The 22543-nt window shown below is 46.2% G+C and carries 19 protein-coding genes; 15 read left to right on the top strand and 4 right to left on the bottom strand.

Annotation, left to right across the window (positions count from 1 at the left end; genetic code table 11):
• Window positions 1–10: 10 nt before the first annotated feature.
• The gene (locus tag FTT89_RS09650; protein ID WP_373684850.1) at window positions 11–1351 is read right to left on the bottom strand and encodes an MFS transporter; all 1341 of its coding nucleotides are present in this window, start codon (window positions 1349–1351) and stop codon (window positions 11–13) included.
• Between the two features lie 444 nt (window positions 1352–1795).
• Between FTT89_RS09650 and FTT89_RS09645 the strand changes: the two genes are divergently transcribed.
• Complete coding sequence (locus tag FTT89_RS09645) at window positions 1796–2383, top strand: ANTAR domain-containing response regulator (protein ID WP_180108547.1); 588 nt, start codon at window positions 1796–1798, stop codon at window positions 2381–2383.
• 2 nt (window positions 2384–2385) lie between these two features.
• Entirely contained in the window at window positions 2386–3393 is a 1008-nt protein-coding gene (locus FTT89_RS09640; RefSeq protein ID WP_180108546.1) for an ABC transporter substrate-binding protein, read from the top strand.
• 55 nt (window positions 3394–3448) lie between these two features.
• On the opposite strand, the gene cysK is transcribed toward FTT89_RS09640, so the two are convergent.
• Window positions 3449–4447, bottom strand: a complete 999-nt coding sequence (gene cysK / locus FTT89_RS09635; protein ID WP_016658093.1) for a cysteine synthase A — start codon at window positions 4445–4447, stop codon at window positions 3449–3451.
• A gap of 298 nt (window positions 4448–4745) precedes the next feature.
• On the opposite strand from cysK, the gene plsB reads away from it, so the two are divergent.
• The 13 genes from plsB to FTT89_RS09565 all read left to right on the top strand — a co-directional run bounded on the left by plsB (window position 4746) and on the right by FTT89_RS09565 (window position 19780).
• Window positions 4746–7241, top strand: a complete 2496-nt coding sequence (gene plsB, locus FTT89_RS09630) for a glycerol-3-phosphate 1-O-acyltransferase PlsB (protein ID WP_180108545.1) — start codon at window positions 4746–4748, stop codon at window positions 7239–7241.
• Between the two features lie 161 nt (window positions 7242–7402).
• Window positions 7403–7720, top strand: a complete 318-nt coding sequence (locus tag FTT89_RS09625; protein ID WP_005178157.1) for a helix-turn-helix transcriptional regulator — start codon at window positions 7403–7405, stop codon at window positions 7718–7720.
• A gap of 73 nt (window positions 7721–7793) precedes the next feature.
• Window positions 7794–9518 carry a SulP family inorganic anion transporter gene (locus tag FTT89_RS09620; RefSeq protein WP_104484117.1) on the top strand — a complete coding sequence of 575 codons (1725 nt, stop codon included), beginning with the start codon at window positions 7794–7796 and terminating at the stop codon, window positions 9516–9518.
• Between the two features lie 230 nt (window positions 9519–9748).
• Entirely contained in the window at window positions 9749–10942 is a 1194-nt protein-coding gene (gene sstT, locus FTT89_RS09615; RefSeq protein ID WP_104470169.1) for a serine/threonine transporter SstT, read from the top strand.
• 35 nt (window positions 10943–10977) lie between these two features.
• Window positions 10978–11652 (top strand): YoaK family protein, encoded by a 675-nt coding sequence (locus FTT89_RS09610; protein ID WP_005178167.1) that lies wholly within the window; start codon window positions 10978–10980, stop codon window positions 11650–11652.
• Between the two features lie 15 nt (window positions 11653–11667).
• Window positions 11668–12201, top strand: a complete 534-nt coding sequence (locus FTT89_RS09605) for a DUF2058 domain-containing protein (RefSeq protein ID WP_005178168.1) — start codon at window positions 11668–11670, stop codon at window positions 12199–12201.
• A gap of 178 nt (window positions 12202–12379) precedes the next feature.
• Window positions 12380–13618 (top strand): mechanosensitive ion channel family protein, encoded by a 1239-nt coding sequence (locus FTT89_RS09600; protein ID WP_016658089.1) that lies wholly within the window; start codon window positions 12380–12382, stop codon window positions 13616–13618.
• Between the two features lie 204 nt (window positions 13619–13822).
• Complete coding sequence (locus FTT89_RS09595; protein WP_104473116.1) at window positions 13823–14185, top strand: NirD/YgiW/YdeI family stress tolerance protein; 363 nt, start codon at window positions 13823–13825, stop codon at window positions 14183–14185.
• A gap of 278 nt (window positions 14186–14463) precedes the next feature.
• Complete coding sequence (locus FTT89_RS09585; protein WP_005178171.1) at window positions 14464–16317, top strand: ABC transporter ATP-binding protein; 1854 nt, start codon at window positions 14464–14466, stop codon at window positions 16315–16317.
• Window position 16318: 1 nt separating this feature from the next.
• Entirely contained in the window at window positions 16319–16768 is a 450-nt protein-coding gene (locus FTT89_RS09580) for a MaoC family dehydratase (protein WP_016658087.1), read from the top strand.
• Between the two features lie 103 nt (window positions 16769–16871).
• Window positions 16872–17900 carry an AraC family transcriptional regulator gene (locus tag FTT89_RS09575; protein WP_180006475.1) on the top strand — a complete coding sequence of 343 codons (1029 nt, stop codon included), beginning with the start codon at window positions 16872–16874 and terminating at the stop codon, window positions 17898–17900.
• Window positions 17901–17968: 68 nt separating this feature from the next.
• Entirely contained in the window at window positions 17969–18343 is a 375-nt protein-coding gene (gcvH, locus tag FTT89_RS09570) for a glycine cleavage system protein GcvH (RefSeq protein WP_005178176.1), read from the top strand.
• 255 nt (window positions 18344–18598) lie between these two features.
• Window positions 18599–19780, top strand: a complete 1182-nt coding sequence (locus tag FTT89_RS09565; RefSeq protein ID WP_160241281.1) for an MFS transporter — start codon at window positions 18599–18601, stop codon at window positions 19778–19780.
• Window positions 19781–19840: 60 nt separating this feature from the next.
• Here the strand turns inward: FTT89_RS09565 and FTT89_RS09560 are convergent, their stop codons facing one another.
• Together FTT89_RS09560 and FTT89_RS09555 are read right to left on the bottom strand one after the other, a co-directional pair.
• On the bottom strand, window positions 19841–21034 hold the full coding sequence (locus FTT89_RS09560; protein ID WP_045794791.1) for a PilT/PilU family type 4a pilus ATPase: 1194 nt from the start codon (window positions 21032–21034) through the stop codon (window positions 19841–19843).
• 253 nt (window positions 21035–21287) lie between these two features.
• Window positions 21288–22343 (bottom strand): 3-deoxy-7-phosphoheptulonate synthase, encoded by a 1056-nt coding sequence (locus FTT89_RS09555; protein ID WP_180006474.1) that lies wholly within the window; start codon window positions 22341–22343, stop codon window positions 21288–21290.
• Window positions 22344–22543 lie beyond the last annotated feature (200 nt).

The following is a 22543-nucleotide window of genomic DNA, read 5'->3' as shown; positions in this document are numbered from 1 at the left end:
CTGTGTTGGCTTAGGCTGCGTTATTGCGTTCAACAATGGCCTGTTCGAATAGGCGTTGTTCTTTTTCTTTATGCTCCACCGAGAAGCGAATCATCAGGACAAAACTTGCGGCAATTACCACCAGTCCGCCCAGAACCATCAGGCAGGTCTGAATATCCAGTACGCCTTTTAACAGGAAGCCTGCGGCGACTGCGCCGACGTTCCCACCTGCCCCAATAATGCCGGCCACGCCGCCCAGTGCGTCGCGGTCAATAAATGGCACCAGTGCATAGGTCGCGCCGCAGGCCATATGGGTAAACAGGGCAAAAATGGTCATGACTAAAATGGCCAGCATGGCGCTGTTCATTTGCGAGAACAGAATCAGGAACAAGCCTTCCATTAAAATCATGGCAAACAGCACTTTGGTACGCCCATCCAGACCGCTTTTTAGTGCTACCTTGTCAGAGACAATGCCGCCCAATGCACGGGCAAACAGGGCCAGCAAACCGAAGATGCCCGCTGCCATGCCGGCTTCTTTCAGGCCAAAGCTGAAGTGTTCGACGTAATACATCACCACAATGTTGTGAATAAAGATTTCAATCCCGAAACAGGCAGCATAGGCACCAAATAAAATCCAGACGCGGTAGTTACGTGCAGCATGCAGCAGAATCGCCATACCGCCTTTTTTGTCGCTGCCGACCTGAATGCCCTGTTCGCGTAATTCTTTAAAGTTGCCTTGGGTACAGTCCTGAGTCAGTTTCCAGTACAGGATGCCGACAATAATCATCATGATGCCCGGTACCAGCAAAGCAATACGCCAACCCATGGCCTGCTCGACCCCAAACATCACCAAGGCAGATAACAGCAAAGGCATCAGTGCCTGGGTCGCACCACCGCCGGCATTGCCCCAGCCTGCCGTAGTGGCATTGGCGGTTCCCACCACATTCGGTGCAAACATGATGCTGGTGTGATATTGGGTAATCACGAAGCTGGCACCAATGGCGCCAATCAGCAAACGGAAAAACAGGAAAGATTCATAACTGTTGGAAGCCGCCACCCCAAACACCGGAATACTGCCGATAATTAACAAGGCGGTATAGGTTTTGCGCGGGCCGTATTTATCACACAGCGGCCCGACAATTAAGCGGACCAGAATGGTGATGGCCACCGCGGCAATATTGATATTGGCGATCTGATCTTTGGTTAGGTTGAACTCGCCGGCAATGACTGGCATTAACGGTGCGCAGGCAAACCAGGCAAAGAAACAGACAAAAAATGCGAGCCAACTCATATGGAAGGCTCTCATCGCTGAAGTTTTAAAGTTAAATAGACTTATTTTTGTCGCTTTATTCGCTTGCAAATTTGAAGACATGACCATCTCCCACCTGAACTGAACGTGTGGGTTAACCTGCTATACGGATAGCTGTATAACAGATTCGAACAGAGCGGACGTCGTTGGCCGTCTTTCAAATTTTGGGAGTCTTCTTTGACTCAGCTGGAATAATGCAGATAGCGTGCCAACTTTTTAGAAAAACTCAGTAGCTTGCTGTTTTTTATTGGGTTTTGAAAGTTATTTATTCTGGGTGAATGTATTCAGATGCTGTCTACCTCCCGATTTCACGGTTCTGGCAGCCTCCTGTTTTATTTTTTGAAGTCCCCTGCCTTATCTTGGTGCGTTTTGTTTCATGCAAGTGCATCTTCCCGTCAAGCTCAGATTTAATTTTTGATTTTAAAGGTTTTATTTTAATAAATTCGGGTTTGGCACCATCTTTGCATTATTAAAAGTACTCGTTGTACAGACTCTATTGAGAGTTGCATGCCAAAACTGAAAATCGCGTTAATTGATGATGATCTCGAGCGCACAGAGTTCATCAAAACCTCCTTGATTCAGCATGAATTTGAGGTGGTTGCCTGTTTAATTATCAATCATTCCAATATGTTCCATTTACAGCAACTGCATGCCGATGTGATTCTGCTGGATATGGACCATCCACATCGGGACATTATTGAAAGCTGCGTCAGCCAGTTTGATTTACCAACCGTGCTGTTCACCAAAAACAGCCACAAAGACACCATCAAAAATGCCATTGATGCCGGTGTTACGGCTTATATTGTCGATGGGATTGATCCGGCCAAACTGGACAGCATTCTGGAAATTTCTATCGAGCAGTTTAAAAAACACAAAAAGCTGCTGCACGATCTGGAAGAAACCAAAGGCAAACTGGCTGACCGTAAAGATATCGAAAAAGCCAAGGTCTTGCTGATGCAGATGCATGCCTTAAGCGAAGAAGATGCCTTTGGCCTGCTACGCAAAAATGCCATGAGCCACCGGATGACCATTGGTGAAATGGCACGGCGCCTGCTCGATGCCCAGCAACTCCTGCAAAACCAATTTAAGGATTAGCCATGCATAACTTAGAAAAAACCGAACTTCAGATTGGCTATATTCCTTTGCTCGACTGCGTCGCCATTTTATGGGCCAAACAGCGTGGCTTTTTTGCCGATGCCGGCCTCAATGTCGAACTGCTAAAAGAACCGTCCTGGGCCAGTTTAAGAGACCGGCTGGCCTTTGGTTTTATGGATGCCGCGCATTGCCTGTCGGCCATGTTACCGGCGGCGGCGCTCGGCACCGACCAACTGGGGATTCCGCTGCAAACGCCGCTGGTGCTAAGTACCAATCAGGCTTACATCAGCCTGAGTCAATCGCTGTGTTTTGAACTGGGCATCCAGTCGGAAGATGATGCCGCACACATCGCCACAAAACTGATAAATGCCCATCAGCAACGCCCGATACAACTGGCGCATGTGTTTCACACCTCGATTCATCATTACTGTTTAAGAGAATGGCTGGCCTTGGCCGACCCGATCCTGGCGAAAAATATTCAGCTCAGTACGCTGCCACCGCCATATATGGTCGAAGCGATTTCCCAGCAGCAGATTGATGGCTTTTGCGTCGGCGAACCCTGGAATACCCAGGCCGAATTACAAGGCTATTCTAAAATCCTGCTCTCGGGTCAGCAGGTTATTCCGCAAGTGGCCGATAAAGTACTGGCGGTAACCGCAGAATGGGCCGCCCAGCATCCGAATACCTTAAATGCCATGACCTCTGCCATTCAGCGCGCGCAAGCCGAATTGCACCAGCTGGAAGATGTACAAGCAGTCTGGCAAATGCTAAATGAGGCCGGCATCATCCAGTTTCCTTGCTCCGCACAGGTCCATGTCGAACGCTATTATTTTATTCAGAATATTATTCGCAGTTTGGTGGATGAATCGTCAGCCCAGCCGCAAGCGCAGGATTTTGTCTGGCTTACCGAGCAAATGTTGAAATGGGATGCGCTGGATGTGCCCGAGGTGGAGAGTGCTGCGGTCAGTCAACGCTGTATTTATCCGCTACCCTCAGGTCACGCCGAATAAAAAAAGCCCGCAACGATGGCGAGCTTTTTTATGGCTATTTTTGCAGTCGACAGACTTAGTCGGCAGAAATATCTTCAAACAGCACTGAAGATAAATAGCGCTCGCCACCATCTGGCAAAATCACCACAATATTTTTACCGGCATTTTCCGGACGTGCAGCCAGCTGTGCCGCAGCCGCCATTGCGGCACCACTGGAAATTCCAACCAGAATGCCTTCCTGCGTTGCTGTCTTACGCGCAAAATCAATTGCTTCCTGGCTTGGAATGGCAATGACTTCATCAACCAGGTCTAAATCGAGGTTTTTAGGAATAAAGTTGGCGCCAATACCCTGAATTTTGTGTGGTGCCGGGCTAATCGCTTCACCACGTTTGGCCTGACCAATAATGGCTGATTCTGCCGGCTCAACCGCCACCGAATACAACGGCTGGTTCTGCACTTTTTCGAAATAACGCGAAATACCGGTAAGCGTACCGCCTGTGCCCACGCCGGCAACCAGAATATCGACCTGACCGCCAGTCGCCTGCCAGATTTCAACCCCAGTGGTTTTTTCATGAATGTCCGGGTTGGCCGGGTTTTCAAACTGCTGCGGCATAAAATAGACATCCGGTTGCTCCGCCACCAAACGCTCGGCTTCTTCAATCGCGCCTTTCATGCCTTTGGCTGGTTCGGTCAATACCAGATTGGCGCCCAGCGCTTTTAATACTTTACGGCGTTCAATACTCATGCTGGCCGGCATGGTTAAAGTAATCGGATAACCTTTGGCTGCTGCTACAAAAGCCAGCGCAATACCGGTGTTGCCGCTGGTTGGCTCAACAATATGCATGCCAGCTTTAAGCGCGCCACGCTGTTCTGCATCGGCCACCATTGCCGCACCAATCCGGCACTTGACGGAAAATGCCGGATTACGGCTTTCCACTTTGGCAAATACATTGGCTCCCCCGCCAATGACACGATTAATGCGCACCAGTGGCGTATTGCCAATGGCTTCGGCATTGTTGGCATAAACCGCAATCCCCAAATTGTCCGGGGCGGTAAAAGCTGTATCTGTTGTCATCATGTTTTCCTTAAGTCTTTTTTCATTTACCTCACCTTCTATCATACAGGCTTCTTTAAATTTTAAAATTCGATTTCTCTAAGATTGGTTACAATAAAAACTGAATAAGTTTCACACAAATACGGCCAGTTTTTCGTTAAATTAGGTGATCACCCCATGAAATCTATTCAGTCCAGCCTATAAATCGCTGTAAACTTAGTTCAATTTTGATCTTGACTGACGACCGTGTCAGCCCACCGGCCTCAGGTTCTACTGTAAAAACAGCCCATCCGGCCCATGAAAATATTTAGGGAATGCAATGTCTAACAAGAGTTACAGCCGACTTTATCGTAACCTGACGCAAAAAATTCTAGATAAGATTGTGACCCCGCAAGTCCTGGGCAGCACCAGCGAACTGGAACAGAATCTGGCGCAGAATCAGCTACATACCCGTATCTGCTATGTACTGCAAGATGCCTCTTTAAGTAATACTGTACTGATTGATAAAGAAGCGCAAGCGCGTGGCCTGCCTTCGGTGTTTTCACCACTGATTTTAGGCCAGTACAATGAAGATAACTCGATGCTGGCACTGAATGAGCAGGATCATCCGCATGACAGCTATCATTATTCAGCCCGCCTGATTCGTCTAATTGAGGCCTTGCAGCAGCATCCGGATCAGGATGTGCAGCTAGTACCGGTAACTGTGCTCTGGGGTCGTGCGCCGGAATATGAAGATTCCTGGTTTAAAGCGCTGTTTGCCGATGCCTGGGCCAAACCGAACAAGCTGAAACAAACCCTGAATATTTCCTTATATGGCCGTGAAAACTATATTGAATTTCACAAGCCGGTATCGTTAAGAGCTTTGCTGGAAACCGCGCAGACCGAGCGCCCGAACTTTTCTCCGGCGCATTTTGTGGTGCAAACCCTGGACCAGAACTTTAACCAATATAAAGAAGCCATTTTAGGCCCTGACCTGTCCGACCGCCGCAACCTGATCAATAAACTAATGAAAACCGAGGCGGTGCAACAGGCGATTCGTAAAGAAAGCATTGATAAAAAAGTCAGCATGTTTGAGGCAGAAAACCGTGCCAAAAGCTATCTGACCGAAATTGTATCGGACTTTTCCTATTCGACTTTACGCTTTGCCGAGCTGGCACTGACCAAACTCTGGACCCAGCTCTATGACGGGATTGAAGTGCATCATTTCGATACCGTGCGTGAACTGGCCAAAGACTATGAAATTGTCTATACGCCGTGTCATCGCAGTCATATTGACTATCTGCTGCTGTCCTATGTGATTTTTAACCGTGGCCTGATGGTGCCGCATATTGCTGCCGGCATTAACCTGAATTTACCGGTGGTTGGGCAAATTTTACGTGGTGGCGGTGCCTATTTTATTCGCCGTACCTTTAGTGGTAATGCACTATATACATCGGTATTTAAGGAATATCTGCACAGCCTGCTGTCACGCAATACCCCGCTGGAATATTTTATTGAAGGTGGCCGTTCCCGTACCGGCTTATTGCTGCCACCGAAAAAAGGCATGCTGTCGATGACGGTGCAAAGCCATTTACGCGGTGCCACCAAACCGATTGCCTTTATTCCGACCTATTTTGGCTATGAAAAGCTGATGGAAGGTACCTCTTATTTAAATGAGCTGAATGGCAAGCCCAAAGAAGCTGAATCGTTATGGGGCATTTTGAACTCGGCGCGGAAAATTGAAAAAGTATTTGGCCAGGTCTATGTCAACTTCGGCGAACCGGTGTTTCTGGACAATATTCTGCAACAGAATCAGGCCGATCAGATCCAGCTTTCAATTCATGATGAATTGCCACGTCCAGTCATCAACACGGTTGATCAGGCAGCACGGGAAATTCTGGAAAATATCAATAAAGCGGTGGTGATTAACCCGATTTCGCTGATTTCCACCATCTTGCTGAATGCACCGCAACATGCCTTAAGCCAGGATGATTTACTGCGCCAAATTGAACAGTATCGTGAGCTGCTTAAAGCCACCCATTATGATGATCGGATGATTATCACCCAGCTGTCGGCACCAGAAATTATTGAATATGCGCTGAAGCTGAAACAGGTCGAGCATTATCAGCAGGATAACCAGACCTGGATTCGTGTGGCCGAGAGTCAGCGTATTTTACTCAGCTACTTTAGCAATAATATTCTGCACTGCTTAAGCTTACCGGCACTGATTGCCCTGCTCGTGCAGGATATGCCGGCGATCACCACAGCGCAGCTTAAGCAGCACGTCAGCCGCTTATATCCATTCTTGAAATCGGAGCTGTTTTTAAAATGGTCGGCCACAGAACTTCCTGCACAGATTGACCGTATTCTCGACAGCATGCAGCAACTGGGCTGGATTGAGGTATCGGAGAACATTCAGCTGCTTGAACTCCAAGCAACACATCCAATGCACAGTCTGGCAACGCTGGCACGCAGCAGCCTGAACAACTTTGTGTTGATTAGCCAGTTATTGCAGGAATATGCCGAGCCGTATCAGTTAGATTTAAAAGCGCTGGAAAAAATGGCCAAAACCGTATTTAAACGGCTGGCAGAGTCAGGCAATTTAAACAGCGGTTATTACTTCGACAGTGCCACGTTAAAGAGCTTTATGGGCAGTTTACAACAGCTTGGACTGCTGGAGATGCAAGGTCAGCAGTTACAACTGAAACCACAATTTGATACAGAAATATCAGATTATCTGGGCTGGTATGCCCCTGAGCTGCAACAGCACATTGCAGATAAGCTGCTGTTCTCTGAGAAAGAAATCAAACAGTTTAAAGAGTATAGTAAAAAATAAAGTATCAGATTCTCAGATATTATTGTGATACTAATCACACGATCTTATCAGTTAATTTGATATATTTATTCACAAAAAACAATGGGGTTTTGGCGCTTTTATTCAGCGCTTTGCCCCGACTCGCTCTATACTAGCAGCAACGTGTTTTAGAGAAATTAACTATGAGTGATGGTCTTGAAATAGACGTAATGCGTGATTCTGCTGAAACTGTTGTAACGATTTTAAAATCGCTTGCCAATACCGACCGTCTATTGATTCTTTGCCATCTTTCCCAACAAGAGTTGAATGTATCGCAAATTGAGGAAATTACTCAAATTCGCCAGCCGACCCTGTCGCAACAGCTGATGATGTTGCGTAAAAGTGATGTGGTGAACACCCGCCGAGACGGTAAACAGATTTATTACACCATTAAAGATCCGAAACTGGTTGAAGTTCTCAGCACGCTCTATCGACTGTATTGCCCGGCTACCCCACTTTAATAAATTTTGCATAGGCAGATTTCTTAGCATTTTTTATGCATAATATATCTAAATTTATGATTTAGATTTTTATATGTCAGATTTTAAGTCACGCCTGCTCGATCGTTTACCCGCCTGGCAATGGTTAAAACATTATAATACCGTGACCCTGAAATCTGACCTGCTGGCCTCGCTAATTGTCATTGCGATGCTGGTGCCGCAAGGTATGGCTTATGCCATGCTGGCTGGTCTTCCACCGGTGATGGGACTGTATGCCAGTGTACTGCCGATGATCATCTATGCCTTTTTCGGCAGCAGTCCTACGCTTTCGATTGGCCCGGTGGCCATCATCTCCATGATGACCTTTGCCACTTTAAATCCCTTATTTGAAGTCGGCTCTCCGGTGTATATTCAAGCCGCCTGTCTGCTGGCGCTGATGGTTGGGGTCATTTCCCTATTGCTCGGTATGCTGCGCTTTGGCTTCCTGATCCAGCTGATCAGCCATCCGGTTATTAAAAGCTTTATTATTGCTTCGGCACTGCTGATTGCACTGGGCCAGTTAAAGTTTCTGTTTAATGTGCCGTTACAAGCCAACAATATTCCAGAATTTGTGCTGAGTGTCTTTGAATATATCGGCCTGATGCATTGGGAAAGCCTGATCTTTGGTATCGCATCCATTCTGTTTTTGGTCTTCATGCCGAAGTTTTTTAATCTGGAAGCAGTCAAACAGCGCCTCGGGGCCAGCGGATTTATTATTAAATCTTTACCGCTGGTGCTGGTGGTGGTCTCCATTGCCCTGGTCTATTTCTTCAATCTGCAACAGGTGGGCATTAAAACTGTCGGTGAAATTCCTTCCGGTTTCCCGGCGCTGTCGATGCCGTTCTGGAATCTGGAGCTGGTACTGCAACTGTTACCCGGCGCCGCGATGATTGCCATGATCAGCTTTGTGGAGTCATTATCCATTGCCCAGGCCACCGCCTTGCAGCAACGTAGCCAGCTGAATAGCAATCAGGAACTCATTGCCTTGGGTGCAGCCAATATTGGGGCCGGCCTCAGTTCAGCCTTTCCGGTGACCGGCAGCCTATCACGTACCGTGGTCAATGCCGATGCTGGCGCCAAAACCTCTATGGCTGGCGTGCTGTCATCTTTGTTTATTGTGCTGGTCAGTCTGTATTTCACCGGTTTTTTCCGTGATCTGCCACTGACTGTACTGGCGGCAACCATTATTGTGTCAATCTGGAAACTGGTCGAGCTAAAACCGTTTATCGACACTTGGCGTTATTCCAAGGCTGATGGTCTGGCGATGTGGATTACCTTCTTCGGCGTGTTATTTATTGATATTTCTACCGGGCTGATTATCGGGATTGTTTCAACCTTTATTCTGCTGCTGTGGCGTATTAGCCGGCCGCATATTGCCGAAATTGGACTGGTCGAAGGCACCCAGCATTTCCGTAATATCCAGCGTCATCAGGTCATGACCTCGGCCAAAGTGCTGTCGATCCGGATTGATGAAGACCTGACCTTTTTAAACTCCAATACCTTAAAAGGTTTCCTGATTAATGCAGTCAGCCAGAAACCGGAACTGGAGCATGTGGTAATCAACGGTTCCAGTATTAGTGCCATTGATTTAAGTGCGCTGGAAATGCTGGAAGATCTGGACAATGAACTGAGAAAACTGAATATCCAGCTGCATTTTTCCGAAGTTAAAGGCCCGGTCATGGACAAACTGCAACGCTCTAAATTACTGAATCATTTAAGCGGTAAAATTTTCCTGACCCATTATCAGGCCATTCGCGAGCTGAGTCCGGACATCACCTAAAATGCCGATCCTGTCTGCTTTTCAGGCAATTATTCGCCCTAAAAAGCAGGCATAAGCATAAAAATATGAAAAAATCATGACTTTTGAATGGCTTAATTTTTCGAATATTCTATTTAAAAACAGCCATTTGATTTTTATATGAATTTTTTTTGTAAGCTATTTAAATTTTCGGTATAAAATACATCGCTAATTTTCCCCTATATTGTCCGTAATTCAGACAAGGCCTTCCTATGTTCTCAGCATTTCTGCGCTTGAGCTTAGTCACTCGAATTCTGATCGCTATCATTTTAGGTGTGATAGTTGCGGTGGCTTTTCCACAATTTGCGCCCTACTTAAGCCTGCTCGGCGATTTATTCATTAAAGCGCTTAAATCCGTGGCACCAATTCTGGTGTTTGTCCTGGTGTTATCCTCTATTGCCAATTTCAAGGTTGGCCATAGTGCGCATATCCGCCCGATTATGCTGATGTATGCCGCAGGTATGTTCCTGGCTGCCCTGGCCGCAGTAATTGCCAGCAGCCTGTTCCCAAGCACGCTGTTCCTGGATATTCCGGCCAATACCGACATGCAACCACCGGGCAGTCTGGCTGAGATTTTAAAGAATCTGCTATTAAGTTTTGTGGCTAACCCGGTAACAGCAATTAGTGAAGCCAACTTTATTGGTATTCTGGCCTGGGCTGTGGCTTTAGGTGTGGCCTTCCGTCATGCAACTGACAATACCAAAGCCTTCCTGACCGATGCTGCAGATGCTGTGAATAAAGTAATCCGTCTGGTGATTAACTTTGCGCCGTTTGGTATTTTCGGTCTGGTGGCGGTGACTTTTGCCGAATCGGGTATGAGTACACTGGTTAGCTATGCGCAATTATTAACTGTGCTGATTGGCACCATGATTTTTGTGGCGCTGGTGATTAACCCGATGATGGTGGGCTTTGTCACTCGTTCAAATCCATATCCACTGGTATTCAAATGTTTACGTGAAAGTGGTATTACCGCCTTCTTTACCCGCAGCTCTGCCGCTAACATTCCGGTAAACCTGGATTTGGCCAAGCGTTTAGGGGTACAGGAATCAACTGCCAGTGTCGCCATTCCATTGGGTGCTGCGATTAACATGGCTGGTGCTTCTGTAACCATTACTGTGCTGTCACTGGCGGCGGTAAATACTTTAGGCATTCAGGTTGACTTTAGCACCATGCTGATTTTATCCGTGGTCGCAACAGTTTCGGCTTGTGGTTCATCAGGTGTGGCCGGTGGTTCATTGCTGCTGATTCCGGTGGCATGTGGCCTGTTCGGAATTTCATCGGACATCGCCATGCAAGTGGTGGCCATTGGTATGGTGATTAGCGTGTTGCAAGATTCAACTGAAACTGCACTGAACTCATCTACCGATGTATTATTTACTGCCGCAGTTGATCGTAGTTTGCGTTAATATATGCACTACGTCTGTTGATTAATCAATGAATTATGCCATTTCAAAAATTACCGCTCTGGGTTCAGCTGGGTGCATTTTTTCTTTCTGTGAATGCAGGAATCATTAATGTTCTAGGACTGGTGACTGTGTTGCACCAGTCCGTTTCCCACATGACCGGTAATGTCAGCATGCTGGCAATGGCACTTTTGGACTGGCAATGGTCACAGGTAATTTATCTGTTTCTGGTCGTTGTCTGTTATGTGATTGGTTCATTTTATAGTGGACTTATCTTGGGAAATAGCCACTTTCTCCTTGGACGCCGTTATGGGCTGCCGCTGAGTTTAGTGGCTATTTTTATTCTGCTGTGCTGGATTTTACTGCCGTATTTCCCGCGTTATGCACTGCTCTGGGCCTGTGTAGCCATGGGCGTTCAAAATGCCATGATCAGCTATTACAAAGGCACCATCATCCGGACCACGCATTTATCCGGGGTATTGACCGATTTGGGTCTGGCCTTGGGCTATCGCGTGCGTGGCCTGCATGTTGGCAAACGCCGGGTGATTCTGCACCTGCTGATTTTAATTGGCTTCTTTATTGGCGGTCTGGTTGCGACAGCGGTTTATCCTTTATTACAATTAAACTCTTTCCTGGTGCCGGTGGCTTTAAGCTTTAGCTTAAGTCTGGTGTACTGGGTGATTTATTTTCGTTATCGACATTTTCAGAAATAGTTCGGACATTTTCTCATGGTCAAAAATGCATTACAGGCACAGTTACTCAAAGCAGGGTTAGTCGATAATAAAAAGGCTAAAAAACTGTCTAAACAGGCAGTACATGAGCAGCGCACAGGTGTGAGTAAAGATGCTGAAGTCAAAGCCAAAATCGAGCAGGACAAACAGCAGAAAATGGCCCGTGATCAGGCGCTGGAACAAGAGAAAAAAGCCGCCTTGCAGGAAAAAGAGCTAAAAGCCGCCATCATGCAAATGATCAACCAGCATAAAATCCGCGACACCGATGGCGACAGCGTGTATCAGTTTATTGATGGCACCATTAAAAAAGTCTACATCAACCAGCAGATTTATAATGCACTGGTGGCCGGAAGTCTGGTGATTGCCAAGGAAAATGACGGTTATGCCTTCTTGCCAAAAGCGTTGGCAGAGCGTATTAACCAGAAAATGGAAGGCTTTATTCTGGTGAATAATTCACAAAGCAACGCGGATACCACCGATGAAGAAGATCCGTATGCTGCTTATGTCATTCCAGATGACCTGATGTGGTAAGCACTACAAAGAAAACCGGCTTGGGCCGGTTTTTTTATAGGCTGTTTCATGTGATTCAGACCCGATTGAACGTAAGCAGATGCACAGGATATGTATAAAAATTTTATTAGAGGTTATAAATTTAAACATAAACCTTTAAACTCTATCACATTTTTAAAATGAATTAAGCGAGGATCACTTGGAACAGTTTGACGTCATCCAGAATCTGCAAGACTGGATAGATCAATACCCATGGCTAGAAATGCTATCATCTCTCAGTATTGTGATTTTATTGGCAATTATTGCCAATTTTATTGCCAAGCAGGTGGTGGTACGTGGCATTCGCAAGCTTATTTCCAAACTTCCTTTTGCCCACAACGAAATTATTGCCGAACACAGCGTCATCCGCCGTATTGCCAATATTGTACCGGCGATTGTAATCATGAACGGGATTACCACCGTTCCACATTTGTCTGATAAAGCCATCACCTTTGTACAGATGGGTGCGCAGGCCTTTATCTTCCTGACCATTGCCCTGGCCATTGGCGAATTGCTGAATATCTTTAACCTGATTTACCAGCGCAATCCCAAGTCACGCAATAAACCAATCAAGGGCTATTTGCAGCTGGTCAAGCTGATTATCTTTATTGTCTGCGGTCTGATGATTCTGGGCACTTTCCTGAAAAAAGATGTATTCACCTTGCTGGCCGGTTTTGGTGCCATGGCTGCGGTGCTGATGCTGGTGTTCCAGAATACGATTTTATCGCTGGTGGCTTCGGTACAGATTGCCTCTTATGACATGGTGCGTTTAGGAGACTGGATTGAAATGCCATCTTTAAATGCCGATGGTGATGTCATTGATATGTCATTACATACCGTCACAGTACAGAACTTTGACAAGACCATTACCACCATTCCGACCAACAAATTAATTACTGACACCTTTAAAAACTGGCGCGGTATGCAGGAAGCTGGTGCACGCCGGATTAAACGTTCGATTCATATTGATCAGAGCAGCGTGCATTTCATGAGCGCTGAGGAACAGGCCAAGCTGAAAGAGTTTATTTTGCTGGATCAGTATTTAAATACCAAAGCGGAAGAACTGGAGAAGTTTAACCAGCAGCTAAACAACCATGCTCAGTACAATCATCGTCGTCTGACCAATCTGGGGACATTCCGTGCCTATGTTGAGTTTTATCTTCAGCAGCATCCGGGCATTAGCAAAAACCAGTCCCTGATGGTACGTCAGCTACAACCGACCAGCGAAGGCTTACCACTGGAGATTTATGCTTTTACCAATACCACGGTCTGGAAAGAGTATGAAAATATCCAGTCAGATATTATGGATCATTTACTGGCAATTATTCCGGAGTTTGGTTTACAGGTGTATCAGGCGCCATCTGGAACCGATTTTAAAGAGTCGTTTAAAGCATCTTAAGTTTTTAGACTGAAACTAAACACATGAGAACCCACCGCTTGGTGGGTTTTCTTTTTCATCTTCCCTTTCGAATGTATCAGACTCATTTCCCTGTTCTTTCTTACCTAAACACTGCCCGCTGATGTTTACAATGACACAGCATTGCAGCACGCTGTTTTTACGTATACTGAAATTAAGCTTATAAAAGAAAGAGGTACATCCTGCATGAAAATTAAAATGCCGTTAATCTTCGCCAGTGTTCTGCTTGCACTTTCAGCTCCTGCCTTTGCGGATGATGACCAGAAAATTATTGCGCAAGCAGCAAAAAATATTATGACCACTGCGCAGGCACTGAAAGCCGCGGATGAAACACCGGTTACGGTATATGGCACTATTCATAAACATATTAAAGATGATATGTACCAGCTTCAGGATCAGACCGGCATCATCCATGTCGAAATTGATCATGATCTGGCGACACCGGCGCAATTGCTGAATCCGGGTAAAAAAGTCCGGGTGGTCGGTGAAGTGGATACACACCGTTATAAACCAACCGATATTGATGTAGTCGAGATTGAAATTCTGTAAGTTTCAGGCAGATATTTTCTGATCGAAGCTCGCAAAAAATATGAGGTTTCTTTCAACTGCAAAGCCTTATTTATCTGCCTGATTTTAAAGCAGCACCGCCCTGAAAAGTTTTACTTTTCTTTTAAACTGGGTATTCTTGGCAATAAATCTGTTGTTTATCTCGCAAGCGGTAATCGTGATCAGTAGCGCATTGAATAGAACATGCTCTTCGTCTGTACAAGCCGCATGGCCGATACCAATGATGATCATCAATCTGCTTGCTCAAAAGGACATTGTGTATGTTTAAGTGGTTCGAGAGCCTGGTTAATCCATACCCCACCAAAGGTTTAAATAAACCACTACCTACCCGTTTTTTTCCTTTTGTCTGGCAGGCCGCGCGCGGTGTTCGTCCGTACTTATTGCTATTGGTGCTGTGTACCGCAGGTGCGGCAAGTTTTGAAGCCCTGCTCTATGCCAAAATTGGCGAGCTGGTGAACTGGCTCAGTCAAAGTCAGCCAGATACCTTTCTGGCCGAACATCAAACTAATCTGACTATTCTGACTTTTATCCTGCTGGCCAATATTTTCTTTGCTAGTTTGCAATCCATTATCAAACATCAGATTTTATATAGTAATTTCCCGATGCGCCTGCGCTGGCGTTTTCACAACTTACTGCTGCGTCAAAGTCTGGATTTTTTCCATAATGATTTTGCCGGGCGGCTATCGGCCAAAGTCATGCAAACAGCGCTGGCGGTACGAGAATTCTGGATTATTCTGGGCGATATGCTGGCCTATGTGGTGATTTACTTTATTACCATCAGCGTGGTGTTAGGCGCCATTTCACCTATGCTGATTATCCCGTTGCTGGTATGGCTGGGCCTGTTTATTGCCGCAGCCAGTTATTTTATTCCACGTTTAAGCAGAATCTCCAATAGCCAGGCTGATGCCCGCGCCGTCATGACCGGCCGCGTGACCGATGCCTATACCAACATCCAGACTGTGAAACTGTTTGCCCATGCCGGCCGTGAAAGCCAGTATGCCAAAGAATCCATGCAGGAATTTATGGTCACGGTCTATAAACAGATGCGCTTGGGCGCGCAGTATGAAATCAGCATTAACCTGCTAACGGTTGTGCTGTATGTCGGTGTACTGGGTACGGCGCTGTGGTTATGGATGAATGGTCAGGCAGAACTCGGCATTATTGCCGCCACCACCGCCATGATTCTCAAGCTGAACAGCATCGCTGAATTTATGATGTGGCAAACCTCGGCGCTGTTTGAAAATGTCGGTACCATTCAAGACGGGATGAAAACCCTCGGCCGCCCGATCACAATTGAAGATAAACCGGATGCCAAAACCTTAAATGTCGCACAGGGCGAAATCAAATTTGAAAATGTCAGCTTTGCCTATAACGACAAAAACGTAATTGAGCAGTTTAACCTGACCATCCGTCCGGGTGAAAAAATCGGGATTGTCGGACGTTCCGGTGCCGGGAAATCGACCCTCATCCAGCTGTTACTGCATTTTTATCAGATTAATCAGGGCCGGATTCTGATTGATGGTCAGGATATTGTCGATGTCACCCAGGACAGCCTGCGTAAGAATATCGCGCTGGTAACACAGGACACGTCGCTGCTGCATCGTACCGTGGCTGAAAATATTAAATATGGCCGCCCTGATGCCAGCGATGAAGAGATGTATGCTGCAGTGGCCAAAGCCAAGGCTGAAGAATTTATTCCGCAGCTGACCGATTTACGTGGCAAACGCGGTTATGAAGCCTATGTGGGTGAACGCGGCGTGAAACTGTCGGGCGGACAACGTCAGCGGATTGCGATTGCCCGGGTATTCTTAAAAGATGCGCCCATTTTAATTCTGGATGAAGCCACCAGTGCGCTGGATTCTGAAGTTGAAGCCGCAATTCAGTCCAGTCTGGATGAACTGATGCAAGGTAAAACCGTTATTGCGATTGCTCACCGTTTATCGACCATTGCGCAGATGGATCGCCTGATTGTGCTGGATCAGGGTCAGATTGCCGAACAAGGCACGCATGATGAACTGGTGGCACTGAACGGAATTTACGCTCAGCTGTGGCAACGCCAAACTGGTGGCTTTCTGATTGAGCAACAACAATTAAAGCAAAAACAAGGAACCTGATATGTTGTATCTGGAAGATTTGAAGGTGGGTGATCACTTTGTCAGTCGTGACTACGAAATGACTTTAGAAGAAATTCAGCAGTTTGCCCACCTGTATGACCCACAAATTTTCCATACCGATGTGCAGCAAGCCGCGCAGCATCCGGTATTTCAAGGCATTGCCGCCAGTGGCTGGCATACTGCCGCGGTAACCATGCGTTTATGGACCGAATGTTTTCCGGTGGCACATGGCCTGATTGGTTCAGAATCCAGTCTGCGCTGGCCGCGTCCGACCCGTCCGGGTGACCTGATTCATGTTGATGTTGAAATTACCGCCATCAGTCCATCAAAAACCAAGCTGGACCGTGGTCTGGTCAGTTATGTGACACAGGCCTTAAACCAGCATGGTGAAGTTTTACTGATTTCGACCACCAAAATTGTGGTGTTCCGGCGGGATGCACAGGTGGCCTAAGCAGTCATTTTGTCAAACAATTTTTCTAGTTTTCCGGTTTTTTTCATGCCAATATAGGCAAGCAAATTTAAAAAATAATACTCATTAGTGCAATGGACCGTGCATGAAAACACTTTTACCGCGTCAGGATCAGGGTGTTCCTGGTGTTTATGGCTTACTTATTCTGAATGTTGTTTCCCGTTGGGGATATAACGCTGAAACCTTTTTTGCTCCCTTCCATCTGACCACTGAACAACTGGCCGATCCTGACTTTCGGATTCCGACCAGCATGGCCAATGACATGGTCAAACATGCGCTGTATCTCACCGGTGAATCGACGCTGGGCTATCATTTAGGCACGCAAATGCGCATCTCGATTCATGGCTTTATCGGCTATGCGATTATGACTGCCAATGATATTAGTGATGCTTTAATGCTGGCCAACCGCTTTATTCAGCTGCGGATGCCCTTTTTACAGCTGTTTTTCTCTACCTTTGGTGAAAAAGCCACCCTGCAGCTGCAAGGTGAAATTGATCTGGAACCGCTCAGAACCGAAATTGCGATTGCACTGATTATTGGCATGATCACCATGGCCAAAGCCATTACCGGCATGGAGCATCTTTCTGGTGAAGTCGATTTTGATTTCCCGGAACCGCTGGGCTTTGAAAAATATGCAGCCAAATTCCCGAATCACAGTTTCCGTTTTGACCAGCCCTATCTGATCTTGAGTTTTGACAAGCAGTATTTGGGGCTGAAAATGATTCATGCCGATCCTATTGCCAGCCAGATTGCCATTAACCAGTGCGAAGCCGAACTTTCTGCCTTGGGTGAACGGCGCCGCCTGTCGATGCGCGTGCGCGATATTCTGACCAATTCCGAACAGCATTATTTAAGTATCGAGCATGTCGCCGACCAGCTGCATATGTCAGATCGCACCCTGAAACGCCAGCTGGCAGCCGAAGGTACCTCTTTTTCTACCCTGGTTGATGAAGTCCGTTACCGGCATGCCACCTCGCTGCTGTCACGTACCGATTACACCCTGGAACAGATTGCCGATGAACTGGGCTATAGCGATGTCGCCAATTTTAGCCGCGCCTTTAAGCGCTGGAGTGGCCGCAGTCCAAGCAACTGGCGTAAAGATCCGTATTTATAAAACTTTTGTTTTTCTGCAAAAGCATGTATAAACATGCCAAAAATGATTTAAATAGTTAAGGAGTCATCATGAATCACCCTTCAGAACTGAAATATGCACGTACACACGAATGGGTACGCATTGAAGGTGATCTTGTTGTTACAGGTATTTCTGATCATGCTCAAGATGCACTGGGCGATCTGGTCTATGTCGAAGCACCTGAAGTGGGCCAGCAAGTAACCGCGGGTGAACAGGCCGGCGTGGTGGAATCCGTAAAAACTGCGTCTGACATTCACGCGCCAGTATCCGGCACAGTGGTTGAAATTAACCCGGCGCTGGAAGATGACCCGGATTTTGTGAATGATGAGCCGTATGGCAAAGGCTGGATTTATAAAATCAAGCCAGACAACCTGGCCGATGTCGAAAAACTGCTTTCAAGCAGCGAATATGAAGCCGGCTTATAAAAAATAATCTTGCAAGAAGATCAGCCTACGGGCTGATTTTTTTAGCTCAAAACCCCATTAAATGAATATAATTATCACAATAAGATAATTTTATTAATTAAATTTATTAAATAACATTAAAATTTACATAAATTATAGCAATACTATATTTTTACCATAAAATAATTTAAGATAGGCCTTATCTCTCCCATATATCAATAGCGGCAGATCAGCACAACAACAAACGCCCTATTGATCCCAGCACAAAGGTTTAATATGTCAAACACCGCGTCACAGCCTTTATGGAACAAACCTTTTCTTCTGTGTTTTTCCAATAACCTGTTTCTGTTTATTTTCTATTTTGCCCAGACCACCATTCTGCCAATTTACATCCTGAATGAGCTGAACGGTTCACTGGCGCAGGCCGGTCTGGCCATGACCTTGTTTATGGTGTCCTCTATTCTGGTGCGGCCATTTAGCGGGTTGATTATTGAAAAGCTGGGCCGTAAAAAGACCTTGTTCCTGTCCGAAAGCATGTTCTGCCTGCTGTCTTTTGCCTATATTTTTGCTGACAACCTGACCCTGCTGCTGATCATCCGTTTTATTCATGGTATCTGGTTCAGTATTTTAACCACCGTTACTGTGCCAATTGCCAATGACTTTATTCCGGAGCAACGTAAAGGCGAAGGCATGGGCTATTTTGTCATGTCGGTGAATTTAGGGATTGTCCTCGGACCTTTGCTGGGTATTTCCTTAATCCAGACCTGGTCCTATAGCATTATCGCGACTGTGCTGGCGGTGATTATCAGCCTGGGCTTTGCCTTCTGTTTTATGATTCCGCTACGTGAGCCAGAAAAAAATGCGACTGCTGAAACTGTTCGCCGTAAGCTGTCGCTGCATGACTTTATGGAAAAAAAAGCCTTAACGGTTTCAGTGATGGCGATGCTGGTGGCCTTTTCTTATGCCAGCATCATGTCTTTTATTTCCACCTATGCCGAAGAAAAAGACCTGCTCAGTTATGCCAGCATGTTCTTTATTGTGTTTGCTATTTCCATGATGAGCCTGCGCCCGATTACCGGGAAAATTTATGACCGTTATGGTCCACGCTATGTGATTTATCCTTCAATCTTAATGTTTGCCGCAGGTCTGGCATTGCTCAGCCAGATGCAGGGTGTGGTCAGTTTTATGGTCTCTGCGATCTTTATTGGGATGGGATTCGGCACCTTGCAACCATGTTTACAAACCTTGGCGATTCAGCGCGCGCCTAAATCGCGGATTGGCCATGCCACCTCAACTTTCTTCACCTGCTACGATATTGGCATTGCCCTCGGTTCGCTACTGGTCGGCTTACTGATTAGCTGGCAAGGCTATAGTATCACCTATCTGGTCTGTGCCGGGGTGGTGTTGTCGAGTCTGCTCTTTTATAAGTTTGTGGTTAATCACCCAGCCACGGCCTAAATTAAAAAAACGCCCCAATTGGGCGTTTTATTTTTTAAGTGATGCTAGATAAATTGCAGCTTAAGCACTCTGTTGAGGAGCAGATTCCGTATCTTCATCTTCCGGTTTTGGCTCTTCCAGCATGCTAAAGCTCATAGCTGCCGAAGCTTCGCTTGGCCGGTTACTTTTCAATTTAATCTGTAAGCGCAATTCATTCATCGAATCGGCATTACGAATTGCTTCTTCATAGGAAATCGCGCCTTCGTTATACAAATCAAATAGGGCCTGATCAAACGTCTGCATGCCCAGTTCACGCGATTTGCCCATAATCGACTTTAACTCATGGAACTGGCCTTTTAAAATCAGTTCAGAAATCAGCGGCGTATTCAGCATAATCTCGACTGCCGCACGGCGGCCTTTACCATCTTCGGTACGCACCAGACGCTGGGAAATAATGGCCTTCATATTGGACGACAGATCCATCAGCAACTGGTTACGGCGCTCTTCCGGGAAAAAGTTGATAATCCGGTCCAGCGTCTGGTTGGCGTTATTGGCATGCAAGGTGCCCAAACATAAATGCCCGGTTTCAGCAAAGGCAATCGCATGTTCCATGGTTTCGGTGTCGCGGATCTCGCCAATTAAAATCACATCCGGTGCCTGACGTAAGGTATTTTTCAGCGCATTGTGCCAGGAATGGCTGTCGACCCCGACTTCACGATGGGTAATCATCGACTTTTTATGCTTGTGCACATATTCCACCGGGTCTTCCACGGTAATAATATGCCCGGCTGAATTTTCATTACGATGATCAATCATCGCCGCCAAAGAGGTCGATTTACCTGAACCGGTTCCCCCCACCACCAGCACCAGACCGCGCTTTTCCATAATAATATGCTTCAGCGATTCCGGCAGTTTCAGCTGGCTAAAGTTTGGAATTTCCGCGCTAATGGTTCGAATCACCATCCCGACATGCAGCTGCTGTTGAAACACATTGACCCGAAAACGCGATACCTCCGGCACACTAATGGCAAAGTTGCATTCCAGATCAGTTTCAAACTCGCTACGCTGTTTTTCATTCATGAGGCTGTAGGCAAACAGCTTGGTTTTTTCTGCGGTCAGCGCCTGTTGTCCCAGCGCTTTCATCATGCCCTGATGTTTAATGCTCGGTGGAAAATCCGCGGTAATAAATAAATCTGATCCCCCAAACTCAACCACTTTGCTGAGCATATGAAACATAAACTTACGCGCATCTTCGAGTAATTCTGCACTGTACATCATCAATTATTCACTATCTGTTCTGTCATCATTTTTGGCCCCAACGCGCCGGTATTCAACCGATTGGCAGCGCTGAGCATGTTGTCGATATTGCATCAATCATCCTGATTTCACAATCAATAAAAATTTCAACTTATTCAAAAAATTCAAGATAATCTGCCAATTTCATCAAACTTTTCTATTTTAATTTTAAGGTGCTGATAAAAAATAAGCCCCTGAGGTTCAGGGGCTATTCATTCAATACAATTGCAGTTTAAGCACTACGTTTTAACGGTCGTAAGACCAGTTCTTGTGCGACCTGAAACAATAACTGTTCAGTCTTGTTCCAGCCTAAACAGCCATCGGTCACGGACTGGCCATAGGTCATCTGATCCGAGATTTTCTGTTGTCCATCCACCAGATGACTTTCCAGCATGACACCGCGAACCTGAGTCTGTGCACGCTCTGCCACAATGGTTTTTAACACCTCTGGTTGTAATAACGGATTTTTACTGCTGTTGCCATGACTGCAATCAATCACCAGCACTGGCATCTCGCCTTTGACTTTGGCTTTGATTTTTTCAATTTCAGCCAGCTGGTAGTTCGGGCCAATATTGGCGCCACGTAAAATCAGATGTGCTTTCGGGTTGCCCTGTGATTCTAAAATACACGGTAAACCTTGCTGGCTCATGCCTAAGAACTGATGCGGATGTGAAGCCGATTGAATTGCGTCTAAAGCAATTTGTACCGAACCATCGGTACCATTTTTGAAGCCAATGCTGTACGGCATGTGGCTAGAAATTTCACGGTGAATCTGAGATTCACTGGTACGCGCGCCAATCGCACCCCAGGCCAGTAAATCGTCAAAGTAGGCCGTTGCCATCGGGCTTAGAATTTCCGAGGCAATAGGCAGCCCCATTTCAATAATTTGCAAGTACAGTTCACGTGACTTTTCCAGTCCCAATTGCATATTGGATGAACCGTTTAATTCTGGATCGTATAAGAAGCCTTTCCAGCCAACCGTGGTGCGCGGTTTTTCGATATAGGCGCGCATTACCAGGAAAATCTGGTCTGCCACCTGGCTTTGCAGTTGTTGTAATTTTTGTGCGTATTCCAGTGCTGCCGCAGGATCATGGATGGAGCATGGGCCGGTAATCACCAGCAAACGTGAATCGATACCGTTAAGAATATTCTGAATGGTTTGACGCTGCTCGGCAATTTGCTGTGCCAGCGCGCCAGAAAGCGGCAATTGTGACTTGAGCTGATAAGGTAAGCTTAAAATTATTTCTTTGGCTGAAGATTGTTGTAATGCAGTATTTAAAGCGTTCATTGATTCTTCCTTTGGACTGTGGTTTGACAGTCCGAACTTTTATTTGAGCGATATGGGTCTAATACAGGTCAGGTTGGTCATAGCTTGACTAAAGTAAAACCAATAAAAGTTGCTAAAGTATGAATAGTTAAATGTACGCATGAGAATCTCCAAAAGATTGATTAAATTCAAGATATAAAAAAACCTGATCAGGGTTGCCG

This window comes from Acinetobacter sp. YH01025 (genome assembly GCF_013420185.1).
GTDB lineage: Bacteria > Pseudomonadota > Gammaproteobacteria > Pseudomonadales > Moraxellaceae > Acinetobacter > Acinetobacter indicus.
Note: the sequence above shows the minus strand (reverse complement) of the source record. Positions and strands in the feature narration are given on the sequence as shown.